We start from the raw sequence: 20,702 nt of genomic DNA on the forward strand, positions 1-20,702 counted from the left end.
TTAGACGGCGGTTTGGAGTGTCTTGTTAATTGGTTTTTAAGGCATTCGATTTGATCAGGCAGAATACCGAATAGTTGATTATATCCTGGTAGCCAGCTTTTACACCCTCGGAAACTAGGGTAAGTCCCTGATTGTCTTCGATTTGCTTGATCCTTAGAAGTTTCATGAGAATGATGTCGGTCATGGAGCTCACACGCATGTCGCGCCACGCTTCGCCATAATCATGATTTTTATTAAACAACAATTCCTTTACTTCGTTCACCTGCTGATTGTAAACAATTGTTAATGCCGAATCGTCGATCGGTCGTTGTTCCTCTGCCGCGCCGATCTGGATCAGTGCCATCACGCAATAATTGATGATCCCGATGAACTCCGAAGACACATCCTCATTCACTTTCTGCACGCCTTTGTCCTGGATGGTACGGATGCGCTGGGCTTTGATAAAGATCTGATCTGTAATGGAAGGGAGCCGCAGGATGCGCCAGGATGTTCCGTAGTCCTTGTTTTTTTTTGTAAAAAGATCTTGGCAATACTGAATGATTTCCTGATATTCCGATTCTGTGGATTTCACTGTTTCAAATGAGTTAGAGACTTTCAGACGGTAGGAAGAGAATGCTTTGATATTCATTCCTTTGCCTGTTTTTGAAAAGAATTTATGCTGCAAGTTAGTAAAAAAACGCTCAATATCCGGGGCACACTGCTCGATCTGTCGACGCCTCTGGTGATGGGCATTATCAATATCACTCCCGACTCGTTTTACTCCGGGAGTCGGGTGGTTTCGTCGGATCAGATTGTCGAAAAAGCTGGTCAAATGGTGTTGGACGGGGCGGCAATGCTCGACATTGGCGGCTACTCCACACGCCCGGGAGCCCGCGATGTGAGCGTCGGGGAGGAGGGCGATCGTATCGAATCGGCGGTGGAACCACTAGCTAAGTATTTTCCCGACCTGATCATTTCTGTTGATACCTTTCGGGCCGAAGTGGCCGAAAGAGGCATTGGCAAAGGCGCCCATGTCGTTAATGATGTCGCCGGCGGCACCCTCGATGATGCAATGTTTGAGACTGTCGCCCGTCTGCGCGTACCGTACATATTAATGCATATGCGCGGGACGCCGCAAACAATGAACCAACTGACAGCCTACGAGCGCCTGGTGCCGGATATTCTAAGGGATTTGAGGCAAAAAGCGGCGGTTCTGCAAAGCAAAGGAGTTGGCGACCTGATCATCGATCCGGGCTTCGGTTTTGCGAAAACCATCGCACAGAATTTCGAGCTGATGCGGGAGCTGGACCAATTTAAATTGCTCGGTTACCCGGTACTGGTGGGCATTTCACGCAAGACGACAATTTATAAAACACTTAATATTTCGCCAGAGGAATCGTTAAATGGCACAACGGTGCTCAATACCCTTGCATTGGAGCGGGGGGTGTCGATCTTGCGCGTGCACGATGTGAAGCCGGCCGTGGAAGCGGTAAAACTATGGATGGCCGCCGGTAACTATCCAAATTAAAATAGTAATTTAGTCGCTTTAAAATATCACCTTTCGTATGCGTGTGGGTTTTCTGAACATCAATTGGGCTGATATCCTGGATGTTTTTTTAGTGTCCATTCTTCTTTATCAGGTATATACCCTTGTTCGGGGAAGTATTGCAAGCCGGGTTTTTCTGGGGTATTTGTTTGTATATGTCTTCTACCTGGTCGTTAAAGGGCTTGGCCTGGGCCTGCTGACGGCCATCCTGCAATACTTTATGGGCGTGGGAGCAGTAGCTTTGATCGTGATTTTCCAACAGGAGATCCGCCGCTTTCTTCTGATCATTGGAAAATCGACGATTTACACCAACAATGGTTTTCTTAAAAAGATCATCGGCAGCTCGATGCTGGATTTCAAGGTCAAGAACCTGAAAGAAGTGATCGACGCAAGCAAGACGATCGCCGCTAATTTCACCGGTGCGCTGATTGTATTGAACAAGCGTGATGATCTGGGTAAATATGTGGAAACCGGAGAGATGCTGGATGCGAGGGTTTCCAAGCCGTTGCTCGTGTCCCTTTTTAATCAATATAGCGAGCTGCACGATGGTGCGGTGATAATTGTCGACGGCGTTTTGAAAGCTGCGCGCTGCGTATTGCCCGTCGCCGACGGAGTAGACGTGCCTTCTTCATTGGGTTTTCGGCACCGGGCAGCAATGGGCATGAGTGAGGCTACCGACGCGATTGTGATCGTGATCTCAGAGCAAACCGGTAAGATATCGCTGGCAGTAGAGGGCGAGCTTCATAGCAATATTCCCTATAACGAGCTCGAATCCCGTATAGAGGAGTATCTGGCTTCGGATGTTCAGCGTATGCCGAAGTAGATTATTTAAGTTGAAAATATATTTTGAAAGGAAATTTGGCGTTTTGAGTTGCAATTTCTATTTTTGCAGACTGAAATGAGAAATAGAAAAATATTCATTACCAATGGCAAATCATAAATCAGCTTTAAAAAGAATCCGCGCTAACGAGACTAAGCGTTTGCGTAATCGTTACCAGCACAAGACTACTCGTTCATACATCAAGAAATTGCGTGAAACGTCTGATAAGGCAGTAGCTGTTGAAGTATACAAAACTGTATCTTCAATGTTGGACCGTTTGGCGAAGAAAAATATCATCCACAAGAAGAAAGCTTCTAACCAGAAGTCTAAACTGGCGAAATTCGTCAACGGACTTGCTGTTGCAGCGTAATTTTTACTTCCTGTGATCCGAAACCCCGGCAAATGCTTGCCGGGGTTTTTCTTTTTATTGTATATTGCGAATTCTGAAAAGAACCTTGCAGGGTATAAATGTCCCTGCAAGGTTCTTTTTGATGTAAACTCAAATTGTTCAAACCACCTAAAACTTAAATTCTTTTCTATGAAAAAAGTTGCATTCTTTGCTGGTTTGGCTGCGTTGGGAAGCATCCCGGCGATAGCCCAATCACCCATTACATTCAATGCACGGGGCTTGGTAGTAGTGTCTGATGCCGATTTGGCAGCTTCTGCATTGGTGGATGGGAAGCTATTAAGAGACAACACATCAAAAGACCAACTCACGACCATCAAGTTTCCGGTGGAAAGAGGAAGCAGAGGCCTGGGGACTGCCCTGGTTTCCAATTCAGCGCTGGGTTATTCCAAAACGCTGGCCGTGTCCCCGACGGGAACCCTCGCATTTGTGCTTGAAAACCGGATCAGACCCGAAGACGGGGTAGGTGAGTATAAAGACCTGTCAAAAGATTTCCCCGCAGGAGAAAAGCTGTTTGTGGTCGATATCAGTAATCTGGCGGCACCGAAAGCTAAGTTCGGCTTCCCGGTTGGTAAAAAGCCGACGGCTATTGATGTCAACAAGAACGAGCTGATTCTCTCTACCAGCGATACCGGCAAAGAACTGGTGTTTATTGAGGCTGGCCCGGACGGTAAGCCGGCGCGTTTTTTGAACCTGCCTGCGGCATTAGATACGACTAGTCGGATTATAGACGTTTCGTGGCATCCATCAGGCGATTTCATTGCATTTACCCTCGATAATTCCAATGAAGTTGGCTTGTACAAAGTGATTCGTGAGGCAGGCAAGCTGAAAAACGTGGAGATGGTAGGAAAGCCGGTAAAAGTGGGTGTTGATCCTTCTTTCGGAAAATTCACCGCCGACGGAAAGCATTATCTTGTTCTTGACACAAAAGGCGCGCAAGGAAAAGGTGCTGGGGAAGGGGAAGTCATTGTGGTTGATTTCTCCATGGATGGCGCCGTTGAGCACAAAGTGTCCGGACAAGCACCGGCAGGTCTGAATACCGGTTCGTTTGCATTGAGTCCCGATGGTACATTGCTTGTAACCGCGAACGCAGGCAAAAGTGGCTCGCCATGGGCGGAAGCAGGCGCTGGCACAGGCGCTTCACTCTCATTGTATAAAATAGCTGCCACCGGCGCGTTGACAAAAGTAGCCGATTATCCATTCGATGGCATTTATCCGCAAAGCGTAGCATTCGATAAGGACGGCTCCAACCTGGCAGTTTCTGTATTTGAATACCTCGAATACGGCAGCGGTAATGGTGGCGTCGAATTCTGGTCGGTAAGCAAAGGCGATACGCCGGCTTTGAAAAAGCAGGGGGCAAAAGTGAGTGTGGCCAAAGGGGCACACACATTGCGCGTGATCCCTTGATCAGTAGCAAATAGCCCATTTTAATAGGCAGGCCGGTATGTTACCGGCCTGTTTTGTTTGTATTTAGTCCTCCCAAGGATGCTAAATCAGACCGATTTTTGTAATTTTGCGGTCTCATTCATAAATAATCAATTTACAGATGATTACGGTTCAGAACGTATCGCTGCGATACGGTAAAAGGGTATTGTTCGATGAAGTAAATATAAAGTTTGTCCCTGGTAACTGTTATGGCGTAATTGGTGCCAACGGAGCCGGGAAATCAACATTTTTGAAGATTCTTTCAGGTGAAATCGAGCCGCAGACGGGGAATGTAAGCATGAACCCCGGCGAACGGATGACGTTCCTCAAACAGGACCAGTTCGAATTCGACGCCTATTCTGTGATGGATACGGTGATCCTCGGTCACGAGCGCCTTTACAAAATAATGAAGGAGCGTGAGGCGATTTATGAAAAGGAAGAATTTACCGACGCTGACGGCGAAAAAGCGGCTGAACTCGAAGCCGAATTCGCCGATCTGAATGGCTGGGAGGCTGAAACCGAAGCTGCACAACTTCTGAGTGGCCTTAGCCTGGGCGAAGATCTGCACCATTCGCTGATGGCCGACCTGAATGCGAACGATAAAGTGCGCGTGCTGCTCGCGCAAGCACTTTTCGGTAACCCCGATGTGCTCTTGCTCGATGAGCCTACCAACAACCTTGACGTTGAAACGGTATTGTGGCTGGAAAACTTCCTGGCAGACTTCAAAAATACGGTAATCGTGGTTTCCCACGACCGTCACTTCCTCGATGAAGTTTGTACACACGTAGTGGATATCGATTTCAGCAAAGTACAGATGTTCTCTGGTAACTATTCATTCTGGTACCAATCGAGCCAACTTGCATTGAAGCAGCGCCAGGATGCCAATAAAAAGTCGGAGGACAAGCGCAAGGAATTGGAGGAGTTTATCCGCCGGTTCAGCGCGAATGCCTCTAAGTCGAAGCAGGCTACGTCCCGTGCCAAGCTTTTGGAAAAACTTACTGTGGATGATATCAAGCCTTCGTCCCGTAAATATCCTTATATCGCTTTCAAATCGGAGCGTGAGGTGGGTGACCAGATTCTCCGCGTGGAAGGTCTTTCGAAAACTGCCGAAGACGGTACCAAGCTGTTCGATAACCTTACCTTTACCATTAATAAAGGCGATAAAATTGCATTTGTGAGCCGCAATGTAATGGCGATCAGTGCATTGTTTGACATTGTGACTGAAGTGGATAAGGCTGATAAAGGAGATTTCACCTGGGGGGTTACCATTACGAAATCCTACTTCCCGAAAGATCCCGGACAGTTCTTTGATGTAGATTTAAATCTGGTAGACTGGCTGCGTCAATATTCCGACGAAAAAGACGAAAGCTTCATCCGGGGCTTCCTGGGCCGGATGCTTTTCTCCGGTGAGGAGTCGTTGAAAAAGGCGAAAGTACTTTCAGGAGGCGAGAAAGTGCGTTGTATGCTCTCGCGTACAATGCTCTCGGGTGCGAACGCATTGGTACTCGATGACCCAACCAATCACCTCGACCTCGAATCGATCACGGCCTTGAACAACGGGCTGATCGACTTTACGGGCGCATTGCTGTTCTATTCTCACGACCACCAGTTCGTCGAAACCGTTGCAAACCGCATTATCGAGATCGGACCTAAAGGCATTCTCGACAAGCTGATGACTTACGACGAGTTCCTGACCGACGAGACCGTGAAAGAGCAGCGTCAGAAGTTGTATTGATTTTCAGTCGGGAGACCACTCTGCGGTCGCCTATAAAAACGAACGCCCCGTTTCGAAACGGGGCGTTCGTTTTTATACAAGAAGATATTATTCTCAAAAAATAGAGAGTTGCTTGTCGGTTTTTTGCGTCAGTACCGCGTAAGAGCTTGGTTTAATACCCCTTAAAAAAGGTACCATATTTAACAATGCGAATTTGATTTTCGTAATGTAATACGCCGATTTATTCTTCCCATAAAGCAGTTTTAACACATCATCGTGATAGAAGTAGTTAATATCATCTTTCACTTCAAAGTTTTCCGACTTCAACAAAAACCGGAACAATGAAGGTGTGTAAATATTAATGTGTCCGTACGAGAGGAAATGCGTCAGCTTCCGGTCCACATAGAACGAAAAGTCTATGGGTACTTCAAAAATCTGGTATTTCGATACCCTTTTGATTTCCCGCAGTAACATTCTCTCATGCTCCACGTGCTCCAATACGTGCGAGCACACGACCAGGTCAAAATGATTATCGGGGTAAGGAATCTGGTATCCGTCGAACAAGAGAACATCGTGAAGGTTTTTGATGTTCTTGGACTTGATCTGCTCGATCCCGCTTTCGGAAATTTCAATGCAATTGAGGTCGTCGCAAAAATTGAGTTGCGATAACCAGTTAAGCACACTTCCCTCACCCGCACCGACTTCCAGCACATTTTTGAATTGAATTGATTTAGACAACTCGATGATATTAAGCGCCTTATAACGCGCACCAGTGTTGCGCCATTTTACAGAACCTTCATTGTACTGGCTTGAATAGGAGTCTTTTATGTTTTCAGATAACTGCATGTGTAGAATGTCGAGTTTGCCTCAAAGTTAAGAAAAGTGCGCCATTGACATTCAATGGCGCACTGCTTACTCCCAACATTTTCAACGGGAACCCTTAATCGTAGCTCAAACCGTATTGTTTCAGTACATCTTCGGGTACACCTTCCCACACATTAGGCGTGTTACCTTTGTAACCAAGATCAGCGATACCGATTTTTGAGGTGTAGAAACCGGAAGCTGTCAGGTTACGCATAAAATTGAAGAATGCCACACCCTGGCTGTGGATCGGTTTTGCTTTCTCAGGATACGCAATATCATCCACGATCTGAATCTGCTGTGCCTTGGTAGCGAGTGTAAATCCCTTGCCGAAGCGGTTGAGCGATTCTCTTTCGAGCCATCTCAAACCTCCGCGCAATGGCGTTTGGTGTTGAGGCATATCCTTGACGATGAAGTCGATAAACTCGACCACACCTGCCTGCGATGCGCTCGGGGATTTGTCGTCGGCCGGGATGATAATGTCCACCAAAACCTTGATCGTAGCCAGCTCTGCTACCGTCAGGAACTTCTCCTTAGCTAGTTTGGCATCACGGATTGCTTCCTCCTTCGTTCTTCCTCCCGGAATTTTAAGCGGGGTTTCCGGCGGGTTTTGCGTGTCGAGCTCACGTTGCTCGGCAAGGGCCACCTGCGGGCTTAACGCCACCATTCCCAGGGAGCTCAATGTCAATGACTTTAATGAATCTCTGCGTTTCATATGAGTATGATTTGAACAGGGTTCAAATGTTAAATATTTTTCTGTTTAACCTGATTGATAATGTATTCCGAAGCACGCATCGATAGCGCCAGGATAGTCCAGGTCGGGTTTTTATCGGCCTGTGAGACGAACGAACCGCCGTCTACGACAAAAACGTTCTTGGCATCGTGTGCCTGCGAGAATTTGTTCAATGCGGAAGTTTTCGGATCGTCGCCCATGCGCACGGTTCCTACTTCGTGAATGATACGTCCTGGTGCTGCCAGGCCGTAGTTGGTATCTGCGCCCGGTTTGGTTCCGTTCGCTACGCCACCCAGCGCGTGGATCATCTCCTCGAAAGTATCGTGCATGTGCTTTGCCTGTTTGATTTCATAATCAGACCATTTGTAATGGAAACGCAGTACAGGAATACCGAATTTATCCACAACATTCGGGTCGATCTCGCAGTAGTTATTATAATCAGGCACCGCCTCACCGCGACCGGCCATACCGATGTTGGCGCCATAGAAACGACGGTAATCTTCTTTCAGCGAGGAGCCGTAGCCGCCTGCCGCTTTGGTTACACCATCTTTGGTCGGATACTTGCCATTCAGGTTTTCAATGCCTGAACCGAAACCGTAGCTCGGCATACCCATACCGCCTCCATACTCGATGTGGTAACCGCGTGGGAAGTCGAGTTTTTTGTTGTCAAGCCACCAGGGAGTGTACACGTGCATACCGCCTACGCCATCCTCATTGTAACGCTTGCGGTCCATCAGGTGAGGCAGGAATGCGCCGCGTGAAGCACCGGTCGAGTCGTGCAGGTAGTGGCCTACCACGCCGCTTGAATTCGCCAGACCATTTGGATGGCGGGCTGATTTCGAGTTGAGCAGCAGACGTGAAGATTCCGCGGCACTCGCTGCGAGTACGACAACTTTTGCTTTGATCGTATGCTCGGTCAGTTTTTCACGGTCGATGTAGGAAACGCCTGTTGCCAAGCCTGTCGTTTGATCGGTAAGTACCTCGCGGCACATGGCATTGTTGATCAAGGTTACGTTACCGGTTTTGATCGCAGGGATACACAATACCGACGAGGAGGAGAAATCCGCATATGCCTGGCAAGCGCGTGAGCATTGGCTGCAATAGAAACAAACCCCGCGCTGGTCGTTAATAGGCTTGGTAAGGATCGACAGACGCGAGGGAATTACCGGAATATTTGCCTTTTTACCTGCCTGTTTCAGGAAAAGCTCGTGCAGGCGCGGCTTCGGCGGAGGTAGGAAGATTCCGTCCGGTTCGTTATCAAGGCCTTCGACGGTGCCAAAAACCCCAATCAACTTATCGACCTGGTCATAATAAGGCTTTACATCGTCGTAGCTGATCGGCCAGTCATCGCCGAGCCCGTCAATGCTTTTTCTTTTGAAGTCTTTTGGTCCGAAACGCAGGGAAATACGGCCCCAGTGGTTGGTCCGGCCACCAAGCATCCGGGACCTGAACCAGTCGAATTGCGTTCCGTTCTTGCGTGTATAGGGTTCTCCCTCGATTTCCCAACCTCCCCAGGCAGCATCGAAATCACCGAAAGGGCGGTGGGTACTGGCACCACGACGGGGCGATTCGTACGGCCATTTCAGCTGGGTAATGTATTTTGGATCGGCAGGATCGAAATATCCACCTGCTTCCAAAAGAGCCACCTTGGCACCCGCTTTCGCAAGTTGATAAGCTGCCATTCCGCCTCCCGCGCCCGAGCCGATGATGGCGACGTCGAAAACGGCAGGTTGTTCTTTGATTTGAAACATAGTAAAGGGTTGTTTAGATAGTACTATTTAACCAATAAATATAAACACGTATCAGGTAACGGAGCGCCTACTTTCAGACATTCAAGGTCTATTTAAAAACAATCTAAATGCGGATACTCGGATTTCTTCCGCGCCGCCGTATTTTTGTATTTTTAAAACAGAATCATACTTTGGCAGTTACGGGCAGCGACCTTCATGTCGCAAAAGAATTTCTGATAAAAGGCGAATTAGTAGCCATTCCTACCGAAACCGTGTACGGGCTGGCGGGCAATGCATTGAACGAAAAAGCAGTACTTTCTATTTTCGAAGCAAAGAACCGGCCCGCATTCGATCCGCTCATTATTCATACTGATTCGATCGAGAAAGCGGCTATTTACGTTTCGGACATCCCCGAAAAAGCGCGGGTACTCGCCAGCCGTTTTTGGCCCGGGCCGCTGACTTTGCTGCTGCCCAAAAGGGACATCGTGCCGGACCTGGTTACCTCGGGGCTGGATACGGTTGCCGTACGAATTCCTAACCATCCGCTGACGTTGGAGTTGCTCTCTCAGCTAAGTTTTCCCCTTGCCGCTCCGAGTGCAAACCCATTCGGATACATCAGTCCTACCAAACCTGAACACGTCAATCAGCAGCTCGGCGACCGCATTCCCTACATTCTGGACGGCGGAGAGTGCGAGGTAGGGATCGAGTCGACAATATTGGGTTTTGAAAATGATGAAACGATTGTCTACAGGCTGGGTGGGCTTGATATCAATGAAATCGAATCGCTGATAGGGCCGGTGGTGCTGATGCCGCATTCTACGTCCGACCCGAAGGCGCCGGGAATGCTCAAAAGCCACTACGCCCCGCGAAAGCCATTACATTTATATAGAAGGGATGATATTGTGCCAGGCGGTGCCGAAACAGGCTACCTGATGTTTGACCGGTACCTGGAAGGGGCCGACCGGGAATACCAGCGCCTGCTCAGCCCGAACCGCGATCTGAAAGAGGCGGCACATAACCTGTTCGCATATCTGCGCGAGCTGGATACGCTACCCGTTTCAGAAATCAAAGTAGAGCTGGTGCCTTCCAGCGGGCTCGGACTGGCTATTAATGACCGCCTGCAACGCGCTTCCGTGCCTGCCTGACAGGGGCTATTTGAAAAATTGCTGGTGAAAATTCATCAGGAAAACTTCGTCGGTGGCGCGGGTAATTGCCGTATAAAGCCACCTGATAAATTCGGTGTTGATCTGTTCCTCTGGCAAATACCCCTGATCGATAAACACTGCGCTCCACTGGCCGCCCTGCGCCTTGTGGCACGTAAGGGCGTAAGCGAACTTGACCTGCAATGCATTCAGATAAGGGTCTTTTCGCAACGCCTCGACGCGGTCTTTTTTAGATTTAATATAGAAATAATCCTGCTGCACGCTTTCGTAGAGCTTCTTATTATCTTCTGCGGACATCGATGCCGAGGGAGAGTGCAATGTGTCCAGGAAAATCTTCGCGTCGAATTCGGGTTGTTTTTCGTAGTCGGTCAATCGCAGCGTTACGTCTGCGAAACGGAAACCGTGTATTTCCTGTGTTTTGCGGATTTTCAAAAGCTCCACAAAATCACCATTTGCGATGAAACCGGCAGGAGAGTCTTCGTCCAGGATATTGTAGTTGTTGCGCACAACCATTAGCCTGTCGCCGGCATCGAGCTCGTCTTCCGAGAAATTAATCACCCGCCGGATGTACTCATTATATTGAACCGCCGATTTGTTTGAACGTGTCAGGATAATGGAGTTTTCAGTCCCATATTTATCGTAGGCGTACCGTAGGCCTTCTTCCAGCTTTTCGCCGGTCATTTTAAAAACATCGCGGAAGGAGCGGGTGGTAATATGAATATCCGCCACCCCGGCACTGAGTTGACTACGCAATTGGGTCGCATTGAAAAGAATACCCGATTGCTCGTCCTGGCGCATGACCTCCTTTAATTCCTCCTGAAAAACAGACATATAAAATGTTCTTTCCAGATAATCACCGTCCAGCGCCGGGCTCAGTTCCTTTCCGACTGGCGGCAGCTGCGCGGTATCACCCACAAGCATCAGCTTGTTGCCCGGGTTTTCGAATACAAATTCAACCAGATCCGCCAGCAGGCTTCGACTTCCGAAATCAGCTTCGTCGGTAATCATGGATGCCTCATCGACGATGAAAAGGGTGTTATCGTGGTAATTTTTCTGCCGTTGGAAAGTTAATGTGCCCGAAAATGCATCGGCGGTTTGTTTGTAAATCTTCTTGTGGATCGTGAGCGCGATCTTTTCAGAGTAACCCGACATTACCTTCGCCGCCCGGCCGGTGGGCGCCAGGAGTACCGATTTATACCCGAAGTTTTTAAGGACTTTGATAAGTGTGCTGATGATCGTGGTTTTGCCCGTTCCCGCATATCCTTTGAGCAAAAAACAATCCCGGTAACGTTCCAGGCCCTTTTCTTCGACAAGGAAATTATTGGTCAGCTCAAAGAAGCGAAGCTGCCCGTCGGTAGGTTTGAAAGGGAATTGTCTGCGCAGTAATTGGGAAGGCAAAAGTTTGTCGGTGTCCATGGAACGAATCTAGCGCAAGGATTTTGAATATCAAAAACGGGATTTTTTTTACAAAATAATACTCAGAATTTATTGGATTTTAATAGGCTAAATCCATATATTAGACTCCCTTATCTGAAAATCCCCAAACCTAAACATCTATGCTGGTACAACATGTAATGGGCAACAAGCCTGTCAATGCGATTTGGTCGGTTACGCAGGACAACACAGTGTTTGAGGCTCTGGAACTCATGGCCGAGAAGAACATTGGGGCAGTTTTGGTAATTGAAGATAATGAATTGATCGGTATCTTCTCCGAGCGCGACTATGCCAGGAAAGTGATATTGCTCGGACGCGGCTCGAAAGATACGCTGATCCGCGACGTAATGACCAGTAGGGTGATTACCGTGGAGACGGACGAGAAAATCGAGGAGTGTATGCAGATCATGTCCGACAAGCATATTCGCCACCTGCCCGTGAATCGCGATGGTCAGCTAGTCGGTATTATTTCGATCAACGACATCGTTTCCGCGATCATTAACGAGCAGAAAGAGCATATTAATACCCTCGAAAGCTATATCTCCGGAAGCCCGTACTCCTGAGCGCCGGCCCATTTTACTGAAAGGCCGTCGTTGACCAACCCGTACCGCAATGCGGAAAGTGGGGCGGGATAATTATGTCTTGCCTATTCTGGACGGTTGGTTATCTTTGCCCGTGCAACAAAACAAGCTTTGCAGACCTTAAACGCAGACATAGGAACTATTTTTGGCGGCTCCGTACGTGTACGCGTGTGCGGGATTTGCATTGACGGGGACCGCATACTGCTTGTTAACCACGCGCTTTACGGCCCTGATGATGCGTTCTGGTCGCCCCCGGGCGGTGGCGTGTACTTCGGTGAAATGGCCGAGCACGCATTAGCCCGCGAGTTCCGGGAGGAGACCGGTTTGGAGGTGACAATAGGGGAGTTGCTGTTTGTGAATGAGCATATTGGCGACCCGCTGCACGCGGTGGAGCTGTTTTTTGCAATTAGATCCTTCACGGGCACGATAGCTTCCGGATTCGACCCGGAGCTGGCGGCCGATGGGCAGATTATCCGGGACGTCCGGTTTTTATCCTGGGAAGAAATTCAGGCATATGAACCGGAGCAGCGGCACAGGATTCTGAATATAGCCGGTTCGCTGGCAGGGATTTTTAAGTTGAAGAACTATATTACCGGCGATCAAAACCCGGCTTGACCTATAAACAACACCACCCCACGACGTGGCAAATTCTGAAAACCAGTTAATTGAAGTTATTCCGACGCTGTTGGTAGGAGACAATTCCTTTGATGCGGCAAGCATACCGCTCTGTACGCTCTGTGTTGAGCTGGACGAGCGGCGTATCCGCTTCTGCATTGTCAGGGATGAAAACATGGAATGTATCTGGTTGGAAGACTATTTCTTTGAGAATGCGCTGACTCCCGCCGAAATTTTCGAGCGGCTGAAACGGATTTTTAGCGGGCATTTGTCGTGGTCGTCCAACAACTGGAAGAACGTGCGTGTGACCGTGAACTCGCATGCATTCACGCTGGTGCCAAACGTGCTATTTAAGCCGGAGTCTGCTTATGAATATCTTTCGTTTGCATTAGGCAATCCGGTTTCCAAGCACGAGAAAGTGCTCTGGCATGACCTGCCGTTGGTACACGCGCAAAATGTTTTCAGCATTCAGGAATTGTGGTACGACTGGGTCGTGAACCACTTCAGCGCCTCGACGGTAACCTTCTACCACCTGACGAGCGCCCTGGCGATTGGTTCGCTGGTGAACCACGTGGAGCACCAGGAAATGCGGATGATGTCTTTGTATTTCGAAAAGGACCATTTCACATTGGTGGTCAGCGAAAGCCAGCAGCTGATGCTTTGCAACCGTTTTAAATATGCCCAGGTTCAGGAACTTGCTTATATTATCCTGTTCACGTTGAGCCAGTTGAATATCCTGCCGGAGGAAATAAAGGTTCTTTGTTACGGAGAAATTACACCTGCGACGGATTCCTACCAGGAGCTTTCGCGGTTTTTCCCGAACTTGCATATGGGTACCCGGCCTACAACACTCAGGTACAGCCCGCAATGCGCGGAAGTGCCTGGTCACAGGTACTTCGGTTTGTTCAATACTTATCTCATATCTTCCTAATAAAAGCCTCCTATGACACGTGTTGCATTATTTCCGGGATCGTTCGATCCATTCACAAAGGGGCATGAAGATATCGTCCTGCGGGGGCTGCGCCTGTTTGACCAGGTGGTGATCGGAATCGGTAACAACGCGACGAAAAAGCGCTATTTCCCGCTCGAAGTCATGCAGGAAATGATCCAAAAGACATTTGCTTCACACCCTGATGTGAAGGTAGTTACCTATGATGACCTAACGGCGCACACAGCGAGAGAATTAGGGGCCAGGTTTTTGCTGAGAGGGCTGCGAAACACAACCGATTTTGAATATGAGAACGGTATTTCGCAAGTTAACAGGTATTTATATGAAGAGATCGAAACCGTTTTTCTGATCACCTCGCCAAGTCTTGCCCCGATCAGTTCGAGCATCATCCGCGACCTGCACCGCTACGGACAGGCCGTGGACAACTTTCTTCCCTATTCACTATCCGAATTGAAAAAGGCGGAGCAGAACATCTAAAATAGTGTTCTGAACGCCGTTTTTAGGATTCTTTCAGGTTGTGCATCTTGTTGAGGCTGTCGATCACGTAGCGGATTGAGCTGTAAGACTTGATGAGCAGCGGCTTTACATCCGCAGGCTCGTACCAGTCGAGTTTCTCGATTTGCTCTTCGGCCTGCGGGCTCATTTTAGTATCGTCGATGCAATCGAAAAGGTACCACTTCGTGCGTTTAAGAATGCGGCTGTTGTTGAGCGTATAGGTGTGCCAGGTGGTGCAGATTTTGTCGCGGATCAGCGCTTTGACGCCGGTTTCCTCCTCTATTTCGCGGGTAGCCGCCACTTTGGAATTTTCACCCTTGTCGAGCTTACCTTTGGGCAGGTCCCACATTTTGCGGCGGTACATAAAGAGCCATTTGCCACCTTTCACAACTACGCCGCCCGCAGCTTTGATCACCTTGTATTGTGCCTTGATTTTTTCTTCCACTTCCGCCTTTTCCCGGGTTGCCATTGTGATAGAAAGCATATCTTTCGGAAAATCTTTTTCGAGCATCTGGATCACCTGAATGGCGCTCGCTGTAGTGGAATTCAGGAATAGGACGTGACCTGTCAGCATGCTTCTCTGCAACTTTTCGAGCCGAAGATCCACGATGTGTTCAAATCGTGAGGTTTCGGAAGCAGACAACTGATTGGTCCGTACAATTCTGACAGGACGGTCGTCGAAAAAAATGATCATTTTGGAATGGGTACGTGAATGGATCGCAAAATTAAGTAAAGAGTTTAGTTTAGGCAGAGATTATTATTGATAAATTTGTACTTGTAACAACTAACCAGTTCTTGGAACTCCTTATAATTCTATTTCTGGTGCTGCTCAATGGTCTTTTTTCCATGTCAGAGATAGCATTGGTTTCTTCCCGAAAATCGCGCCTGGAAGCAGCAGCCAAGAATGGCGATTCGAGTGCGAAAGCAGCATTAAGCCTTGCAAATTCACCCACAAAATTCCTTTCCACTGTCCAGATAGGCATTACGCTCATCGGTTTGCTGACTGGTATGTACAGTGGTGATAACATTACTACTGATTTCGAGCAGTTCATTCAAACCGTTCCGCTCCTGGCTCCGTATAGCCATTCATTAGCCGTGGGCACTGTCCTGGTTTTCATCACTTATTTGTCGCTTGTGCTCGGCGAGCTCGTCCCGAAACGAATAGGGATGTCCAATCCGGAAGCCATTTCGAAAGTAATGGCAACGCCGATGAACCTGCTTTCCAAGGCAACCGCACCTTTTATCGCGCTGCTTGGCTTTTCAAGTGATTTGATCATCAGGGTTTTAAATATAAAACAAAGCGAGAATGCGGTCACAGAGGAAGAGATTAAAAGCCTGATCCAAGAAGGGACTTCCGGGGGTGTTTTCGAAGAAATCGAGCAGGAGATCGTGCATAATGTGTTTCAGCTCGGCGACCGAAAGGTAACTTCGCTGATGACCAACCGGCAGGAGATCGTCTGGCTTGACCTGGAAGATACCGTTGAAGAAAATAAGGCCAAGATACTCGATGCGAGGCATTCCATTTACCCGGTTTGCCGCGGTAATGTCGACGATGTCGTGGGGTTGGTGTATGTCAAAGACTTAATAGCGACCGACCTGGAAGTGCAGATGGCCCATTTGAATTCGATCATGCGCGACCCGGTGTATCTTCCCGAGAGTAACAGGGCCTACCAGGCGCTCGAAAAATTTAAAGAGCAGCGCGTGTATTACGGCATTATTGTGGATGAATACGGCGGTACGCTCGGTGTGGTAACCATGCACGACATTATGGACGCCCTGGTTGGCGATATATCCGAAGACATCGAAGAGGCATCGGAAATCGTGAAGCGAGAGGACGGCAGTTACCTGATAGACGCGCAGTTGCCCTTCGATGATTTTATTCAATATTTCAGTATTAATATCCAGGAAAGTGATCGCAGGGAGCTGGTAGGGTTTAATACCTTGGGCGGCTTTGTGCTGCATGTTCTGGAAAATATTCCCCAAACCGGTGAGAAGTTCAAATGGCGACAGTTCGAATTCGAAGTGATCGATATGGATCGCAGCCGTATAGATAAGCTTTTAGTAACCAACCATAATAAACAGGAAGAATCCGAAGATTAATAATGTCGAACGATCTGGATATTACCAAACGAATCGCCGAGCTGCTTTTGGAAGCACAGGCCATCAAGCTCAGTCCCGAAAAGCCGTTCCAATGGAGCTCTGGCTGGTTTTCACCAATCTATTGTGACAACCGCGTGGCATTGTCATACCCTGACACCCGCACTTTCATCAAAAAGGCGCTGGCCGAGCTGATCCGCGCGAAATATCCGAATGCACAGGCGGTGGTAGGTGTGGCCACCGGTGGTATCGCACAAGGTGCATTGGTGGCAGATCTGCTCGAATTGCCCTTTGCTTATGTGCGTCCAGAGCCTAAAAAGCACGGAATGGGTAACCAGATCGAAGGCAGGTTGGAAAAAGGCCAGTCTGTGGTGATCATCGAAGACCTGATCTCAACCGGCGGAAGCTCTCTCAAAACGGTAGACGCCCTGCGCGAAGCCGGCATTGAAGTAGCCGGAATGGTAGCCATATTCACCTACGGTTTCCAGGTAGCAGCCGATAATTTCGCCGTCAAAAACGTCCAGCTCGACACGATCAGCAACTACAATGCGCTGATCGAGGTGGCGTTAGAGCATAATTACGTCAGCGAAACACAGCTTGAAAGCCTTGCCGCATGGCGCGTAGCGCCTGAACAATGGGGCAAATAAAGTTATCGGCGGTCGTCGGCGGTCAGGTTTCTTGACCACCGACGACTGACCACCGGCCGCCGTCTAATTTATCCCCGATGATTATCCAGGCTCTCATAAAGCCCCCCAAAAGCCTCTTCCTTCACCCCGTCGGATTTCAGGAATTCGTGCGGGAAGCCTAATTCTATTTTACTTACCTCATCTAATTTTTGTAGTGCTGCTGCCGGAAGTTGGAAGTCGAGGCAGCCAAGAGAATCAATCAGCTGGCTTTCTTTCGATGCGCCGATGATTGGGATCATTACCTGATCCCGGTGCCGTGTCCAGTTGATTGCTACCTGTGCAGGCGTTACGCCCAACTCTGCGGCTACGTCTACAACGGTCTGCGCTACAATGCTGCTTTCCTGGTTTCGGCGCGTGCTGTTATCAGGTACGCGACCGGTTTCCCCGCGAAGGTATTTACCCGTCAACGCGCCGCCACCGATCGCTCCCCAAGGTGTTACGGCCAGGTCGAGCGCCTTTGCCATGGGCAGCAGGTCGCGCTCGGGTGTGCGCTGCAGGAGTGAGTACTCGAACTGAATTGCTGCAAATGCATTCCAGCCCCGAAAATCAGCGATGGTATTGGCCTGTGAAACGATCCAGGCCGGGGTGTCGGAAATGCCGATGTAGTGCACGATCCCGCGGGTGACCAGGTCGTCCAGCCCGCGCATTACTTCTTCGGTAGGGGTGGTATTGTCCCACATGTGCACCCAAAGCAGATCGATGTACTCGGTATTGAGCCGTTTAAGGCTCGATGTTACCGAGCGCATCATGTTTTTGCGGTGATTACCGGCAAAATTAAGGTCATCGTTGCGGTCCTTGAGCGTAAACTTGGTAGCCAAGACCCAATGGTCGCGGTCGCTTTCGATGAATTCGCCCACATATTTTTCCGAAGTACCCTCGGTGTAACGGTTTGCGGTGTCGATGAAGTTACCGCCTGCGTTGGCGAATGCCTCAAAAATTTTGAAGCTCTCATGTTTATCCGCTCCCCAGCCCCAATCCTTTCCGAACGTCATGGCTCCCAGGCAAACTTCTGATACCCGCAAGCCTGAGCGGCCTAATAATTGATAACGCATAGTAATTTACTTGTGGTTTTGAATGAAGATACAGCTTCTAAAACTTACCGGGCAACGTTGTTTTTTGTCCTGCAAAGTTATATCCTTACCCGCCAAATGTATTTATATTGTACCAAATTTTGAATCTTTTACACCACACTCAATGATCGACGTTGCCTACCCGTATTTTGATACCAATCTCAGCTGGCTTTCGAACAATTACAGGTTGCTGCTGGAAGCAAACGATGAAACGGTACCGGTAAGGGAGCGGTTGCGATTTTTGGGTATTTACGCCTATCAGACCAAAGAATTCTATCGTGTTCGTATCCCAAATCTGCTTGCGATGGGCGAAGTAAGCGAGGATATCCGTTCCAAACTGAATATTTTCCCTGAGTCGTTGCTGGAACATGTCTACGAAACCGTTGAGAACCAGCTTCGCGAATTCAACGACATTCTCATATCAGGTATCCTGCCGGCACTGCTCGAACAGGGCGTGCATTTATACTATCGCGAAGCGTTCGTGTCCGAACATGCCGCATTTGTGAGGCGTTTTTTTCTCGATAGGCTCTTCCGCTATTTGCAGCCGGTGTTTCTGGACAGCCGCCGCACGCTCAAAACGCCGGCTTTCGAGTCTAAGCAGCTGTACCTGATCGTGCGCATGCAGCACCGGCAAGATGCGGAAGAGGATTGGTATGCGTCCGTGAATGTGCCCTCGGAGCATTACGGCCGCTTTCTTGAACTGCCTGAATGGGAGGGGAAGCGCCACGTTGCTTTTTTGGAGGACATAATCCGCGAAAACCTACCTGTCCTTTTCCCGGGCTATAATATCCTGGAAAGCTATGCGTTGCGGGTCGAGCGGGAAACGGAGCTGTCCATCGAGGACGAATACCCGATGCAGGTTGCACAACGTATTTTAAAGCAGCTTGAAAAGCGAAATTTCGTGCAGCCTTCCCAGTATTTTTACGAATCCGGGATGCCCCTGTATGTCCGCGAGTACTTGGTGGGAAAGGTATCCATTCCGATGAACGACTTCCACGAACGCGGCGATTACCTGTTTATGCAGGATCTGGCCAAGTTTCCGGTAGTATCCCGGCGGCTTGATTATCCCTACCAGCGGCCCGTTCAAAACCCGGAATTCGAGGAAACCAAGTCTATCTTTGAGGCCATTCAGCAGGCGGACCAGATGCTGCATTTACCTTATCAGTCATACGAACCGATCGTTAGGTTTTTTAATGAGGCGGCGGTGGATCCTTATGTGCGCGAGATCCACGTTTCTTTATACAAGATCAGCCCTAATTCATTTATATTAAATTCGTTGATAAGCGCTTCCAAGAACGGGAAACGTGTCACCACTTATGTGGAGCTGAATACCAAACTGGACATCCAGGAGAACCTGCAATGGTCGAAGAAGATGCGCGATGCGGGCGTCAAGATATTGCTGAGCGTTCCGGGCTTGAAAGTGCATGCGAAAATGGCGCTGGTGAAGCGAAAAGTGCAAAAGGGATGGGAGCGGTATGCGTTCCTGGGTACGGGCGGTTTTTACAGGCTGACCAGCCGTGAGATCGTCGATCATGCGCTGCTCACCTCACACCGTGAACTAACCAATGAGTTGGAACTGCTTTTCGGGTACCTGTCCACACAGGACGAACCGAAGAAATACACGTATTTGCCTTTCAACAGCTTATACGTAACACAATTCAACCTTCAGAAGCGGCTGCTCGACCTGATGGATCGTGAAATTGCGAATTGTAATGCAGGGCTTAAATCATTTATCACCATTAAAATCAACCAGTTGCAGGACCGTATCTTGATCGACAAGCTCTATCAGGCGGGCAAGGCGGGCGTGCCGGTGCATGTGATCATAAGCGAGAGCTGCGGGCTGATTTCAGGTCTACCCTCTATCAGCGACAATATTGTTGTGAGCCGTCACGTCGACCGGTACATCGAGAACACACGGATATTTCATTTCGGTAACCGGGGTAACGACGAGATTTACCTCACATCCTGCGACTGGACGCACCGGAACCTGCACCGGCGGATCGATATCTGTTTTCCGGTACTGGATGAAACATTGAAAAACCAGATGCGTATTGTGCTCCGGAACTATGTGAACGACAACCAAAAATCGGTGCGGCTTGACCTGTATCAGAATAACTTGCGTATTGCCGACGACGCCCGGGGGAAGGTGCGAGCACAAGAAGCTAATTACCGGATGGTGGAGAAAATCGAACGCAACGGGCTGGCGAGGCGTCCAGAAATATAAGCTTTCCGATGGCTTAAAAAAATTTTATCAGCATTAAATTTCCGAATCGCCTGTCAGATTTAATGGACGGCATTTGTAGAAAACATAAAGAATTTTGAAGGACTTTTTTCGTCGCCGCTACTTGCCTGGCCTTGAAGTGTAAAGGGTATATGCTTATATTTGGATCACATCATT

20 protein-coding genes are annotated in these 20,702 nt (G+C 48.9%); 13 read left to right on the forward strand and 7 right to left on the reverse strand.

What is annotated here, in order from left to right:
• Positions 1-25 precede the first annotated feature (25 nt).
• Complete coding sequence (locus tag IEY24_RS02410; RefSeq protein ID WP_229222063.1) at positions 26-571, reverse strand: DUF1599 domain-containing protein; 546 nt, start codon at positions 569-571, stop codon at positions 26-28.
• An 84-nt stretch (positions 572-655) separates the two neighbouring features.
• Here IEY24_RS02410 and folP point away from each other — a divergent pair, with 84 nt between their 5' ends.
• From folP to IEY24_RS02435, 5 genes are all read left to right on the forward strand, one after another.
• Positions 656-1,507 carry a dihydropteroate synthase gene (gene folP, locus IEY24_RS02415; RefSeq protein ID WP_188928291.1) on the forward strand — a complete coding sequence of 284 codons (852 nt, stop codon included), beginning with the start codon at positions 656-658 and terminating at the stop codon, positions 1,505-1,507.
• A 37-nt stretch (positions 1,508-1,544) separates the two neighbouring features.
• A complete protein-coding gene (cdaA, locus tag IEY24_RS02420; RefSeq protein ID WP_188928292.1) occupies positions 1,545-2,348 on the forward strand; it encodes a diadenylate cyclase CdaA in 804 nt (267 codons plus the stop codon).
• A gap of 103 nt (positions 2,349-2,451) precedes the next feature.
• A complete protein-coding gene (rpsT, locus tag IEY24_RS02425; protein WP_012779844.1) occupies positions 2,452-2,715 on the forward strand; it encodes a 30S ribosomal protein S20 in 264 nt (87 codons plus the stop codon).
• Positions 2,716-2,883: 168 nt separating this feature from the next.
• Positions 2,884-4,158, forward strand: coding sequence for a lactonase family protein (locus tag IEY24_RS02430; RefSeq protein ID WP_188928293.1), 1,275 nt, complete (start codon positions 2,884-2,886; stop codon positions 4,156-4,158).
• Between the two features lie 139 nt (positions 4,159-4,297).
• Positions 4,298-5,911: an ABC-F family ATP-binding cassette domain-containing protein gene (locus IEY24_RS02435; protein ID WP_188928295.1), complete on the forward strand. Its 1,614-nt coding sequence runs from the start codon at positions 4,298-4,300 to the stop codon at positions 5,909-5,911.
• 93 nt (positions 5,912-6,004) lie between these two features.
• Here the strand turns inward: IEY24_RS02435 and IEY24_RS02440 are convergent, their stop codons facing one another.
• The 3 genes from IEY24_RS02440 to IEY24_RS02450 all read right to left on the reverse strand — a co-directional run bounded on the left by IEY24_RS02440 (position 6,005) and on the right by IEY24_RS02450 (position 9,235).
• Entirely contained in the window at positions 6,005-6,736 is a 732-nt protein-coding gene (locus IEY24_RS02440; RefSeq protein WP_188928296.1) for a class I SAM-dependent methyltransferase, read from the reverse strand.
• A gap of 94 nt (positions 6,737-6,830) precedes the next feature.
• Complete coding sequence (locus tag IEY24_RS02445; protein WP_188928298.1) at positions 6,831-7,466, reverse strand: gluconate 2-dehydrogenase subunit 3 family protein; 636 nt, start codon at positions 7,464-7,466, stop codon at positions 6,831-6,833.
• 29 nt (positions 7,467-7,495) lie between these two features.
• Positions 7,496-9,235, reverse strand: coding sequence for a GMC oxidoreductase (locus tag IEY24_RS02450; RefSeq protein ID WP_188928300.1), 1,740 nt, complete (start codon positions 9,233-9,235; stop codon positions 7,496-7,498).
• A gap of 107 nt (positions 9,236-9,342) precedes the next feature.
• On the opposite strand from IEY24_RS02450, the gene IEY24_RS02455 reads away from it, so the two are divergent.
• The gene (locus IEY24_RS02455) at positions 9,343-10,359 is read left to right on the forward strand and encodes an L-threonylcarbamoyladenylate synthase (protein ID WP_426293991.1); all 1,017 of its coding nucleotides are present in this window, start codon (positions 9,343-9,345) and stop codon (positions 10,357-10,359) included.
• A gap of 6 nt (positions 10,360-10,365) precedes the next feature.
• Here the strand turns inward: IEY24_RS02455 and IEY24_RS02460 are convergent, their stop codons facing one another.
• On the reverse strand, positions 10,366-11,793 hold the full coding sequence (locus tag IEY24_RS02460) for an ATP-dependent DNA helicase (RefSeq protein ID WP_188928302.1): 1,428 nt from the start codon (positions 11,791-11,793) through the stop codon (positions 10,366-10,368).
• A gap of 158 nt (positions 11,794-11,951) precedes the next feature.
• On the opposite strand from IEY24_RS02460, the gene IEY24_RS02465 reads away from it, so the two are divergent.
• The 4 genes from IEY24_RS02465 to coaD all read left to right on the forward strand — a co-directional run bounded on the left by IEY24_RS02465 (position 11,952) and on the right by coaD (position 14,433).
• A complete protein-coding gene (locus IEY24_RS02465) occupies positions 11,952-12,374 on the forward strand; it encodes a CBS domain-containing protein (protein ID WP_426295913.1) in 423 nt (140 codons plus the stop codon).
• 129 nt (positions 12,375-12,503) lie between these two features.
• On the forward strand, positions 12,504-13,007 hold the full coding sequence (locus tag IEY24_RS02470; protein ID WP_188928304.1) for an NUDIX domain-containing protein: 504 nt from the start codon (positions 12,504-12,506) through the stop codon (positions 13,005-13,007).
• Positions 13,008-13,032: 25 nt separating this feature from the next.
• Positions 13,033-13,938, forward strand: coding sequence for a DUF3822 family protein (locus IEY24_RS02475; protein WP_188928305.1), 906 nt, complete (start codon positions 13,033-13,035; stop codon positions 13,936-13,938).
• Positions 13,939-13,950: 12 nt separating this feature from the next.
• Complete coding sequence (gene coaD, locus IEY24_RS02480) at positions 13,951-14,433, forward strand: pantetheine-phosphate adenylyltransferase (RefSeq protein ID WP_188928306.1); 483 nt, start codon at positions 13,951-13,953, stop codon at positions 14,431-14,433.
• A gap of 22 nt (positions 14,434-14,455) precedes the next feature.
• Here coaD and IEY24_RS02485 read toward each other — a convergent pair whose 3' ends face one another.
• Positions 14,456-15,145, reverse strand: coding sequence for an NUDIX hydrolase (locus tag IEY24_RS02485; protein WP_188928307.1), 690 nt, complete (start codon positions 15,143-15,145; stop codon positions 14,456-14,458).
• 101 nt (positions 15,146-15,246) lie between these two features.
• Here IEY24_RS02485 and IEY24_RS02490 point away from each other — a divergent pair, with 101 nt between their 5' ends.
• Complete coding sequence (locus IEY24_RS02490; protein ID WP_188928309.1) at positions 15,247-16,551, forward strand: hemolysin family protein; 1,305 nt, start codon at positions 15,247-15,249, stop codon at positions 16,549-16,551.
• Between the two features lie 2 nt (positions 16,552-16,553).
• A complete protein-coding gene (pyrE, locus tag IEY24_RS02495; protein WP_188928311.1) occupies positions 16,554-17,195 on the forward strand; it encodes an orotate phosphoribosyltransferase in 642 nt (213 codons plus the stop codon).
• Between the two features lie 68 nt (positions 17,196-17,263).
• Here the strand turns inward: pyrE and IEY24_RS02500 are convergent, their stop codons facing one another.
• Positions 17,264-18,286, reverse strand: a complete 1,023-nt coding sequence (locus IEY24_RS02500; RefSeq protein WP_188928313.1) for an aldo/keto reductase — start codon at positions 18,284-18,286, stop codon at positions 17,264-17,266.
• A 142-nt stretch (positions 18,287-18,428) separates the two neighbouring features.
• Between IEY24_RS02500 and ppk1 the strand changes: the two genes are divergently transcribed.
• On the forward strand, positions 18,429-20,528 hold the full coding sequence (gene ppk1 / locus IEY24_RS02505; RefSeq protein WP_188928315.1) for a polyphosphate kinase 1: 2,100 nt from the start codon (positions 18,429-18,431) through the stop codon (positions 20,526-20,528).
• Positions 20,529-20,702 lie beyond the last annotated feature (174 nt).

The sequence above is a fragment of the Dyadobacter endophyticus genome, from assembly GCF_014641595.1.
Classification (GTDB): Bacteria; Bacteroidota; Bacteroidia; order Cytophagales; family Spirosomataceae; genus Dyadobacter; species Dyadobacter endophyticus.

Bases quoted from the DNA above. Each gene is read 5' to 3' on its own strand.
- IEY24_RS02465 (WP_426295913.1), top strand. From the start codon at position 11,952: ATGGGCAACAAGCCTGTCAATGCGATTTGGTCGGTTACGCAGGACAAC.
- IEY24_RS02435 (WP_188928295.1), top strand. From the start codon at position 4,298: ATGATTACGGTTCAGAACGTATCGCTGCGATACGGTAAAAGGGTATTG.
- pyrE (WP_188928311.1), top strand. From the start codon at position 16,554: ATGTCGAACGATCTGGATATTACCAAACGAATCGCCGAGCTGCTTTTG.
- cdaA (WP_188928292.1), top strand. From the start codon at position 1,545: ATGCGTGTGGGTTTTCTGAACATCAATTGGGCTGATATCCTGGATGTT.
- IEY24_RS02430 (WP_188928293.1), top strand. From the start codon at position 2,884: ATGAAAAAAGTTGCATTCTTTGCTGGTTTGGCTGCGTTGGGAAGCATC.
- IEY24_RS02450 (WP_188928300.1), bottom strand. From the start codon at position 9,235: ATGTTTCAAATCAAAGAACAACCTGCCGTTTTCGACGTCGCCATCATC.
- IEY24_RS02455 (WP_426293991.1), top strand. From the start codon at position 9,343: ATGCGGATACTCGGATTTCTTCCGCGCCGCCGTATTTTTGTATTTTTA.
- IEY24_RS02485 (WP_188928307.1), bottom strand. From the start codon at position 15,145: ATGATCATTTTTTTCGACGACCGTCCTGTCAGAATTGTACGGACCAAT.
- rpsT (WP_012779844.1), top strand. From the start codon at position 2,452: ATGGCAAATCATAAATCAGCTTTAAAAAGAATCCGCGCTAACGAGACT.
- folP (WP_188928291.1), top strand. From the start codon at position 656: ATGCTGCAAGTTAGTAAAAAAACGCTCAATATCCGGGGCACACTGCTC.
- IEY24_RS02440 (WP_188928296.1), bottom strand. From the start codon at position 6,736: ATGCAGTTATCTGAAAACATAAAAGACTCCTATTCAAGCCAGTACAAT.
- ppk1 (WP_188928315.1), top strand. From the start codon at position 18,429: ATGATCGACGTTGCCTACCCGTATTTTGATACCAATCTCAGCTGGCTT.
- IEY24_RS02460 (WP_188928302.1), bottom strand. From the start codon at position 11,793: ATGGACACCGACAAACTTTTGCCTTCCCAATTACTGCGCAGACAATTC.
- IEY24_RS02500 (WP_188928313.1), bottom strand. From the start codon at position 18,286: ATGCGTTATCAATTATTAGGCCGCTCAGGCTTGCGGGTATCAGAAGTT.
- IEY24_RS02445 (WP_188928298.1), bottom strand. From the start codon at position 7,466: ATGAAACGCAGAGATTCATTAAAGTCATTGACATTGAGCTCCCTGGGA.
- coaD (WP_188928306.1), top strand. From the start codon at position 13,951: ATGACACGTGTTGCATTATTTCCGGGATCGTTCGATCCATTCACAAAG.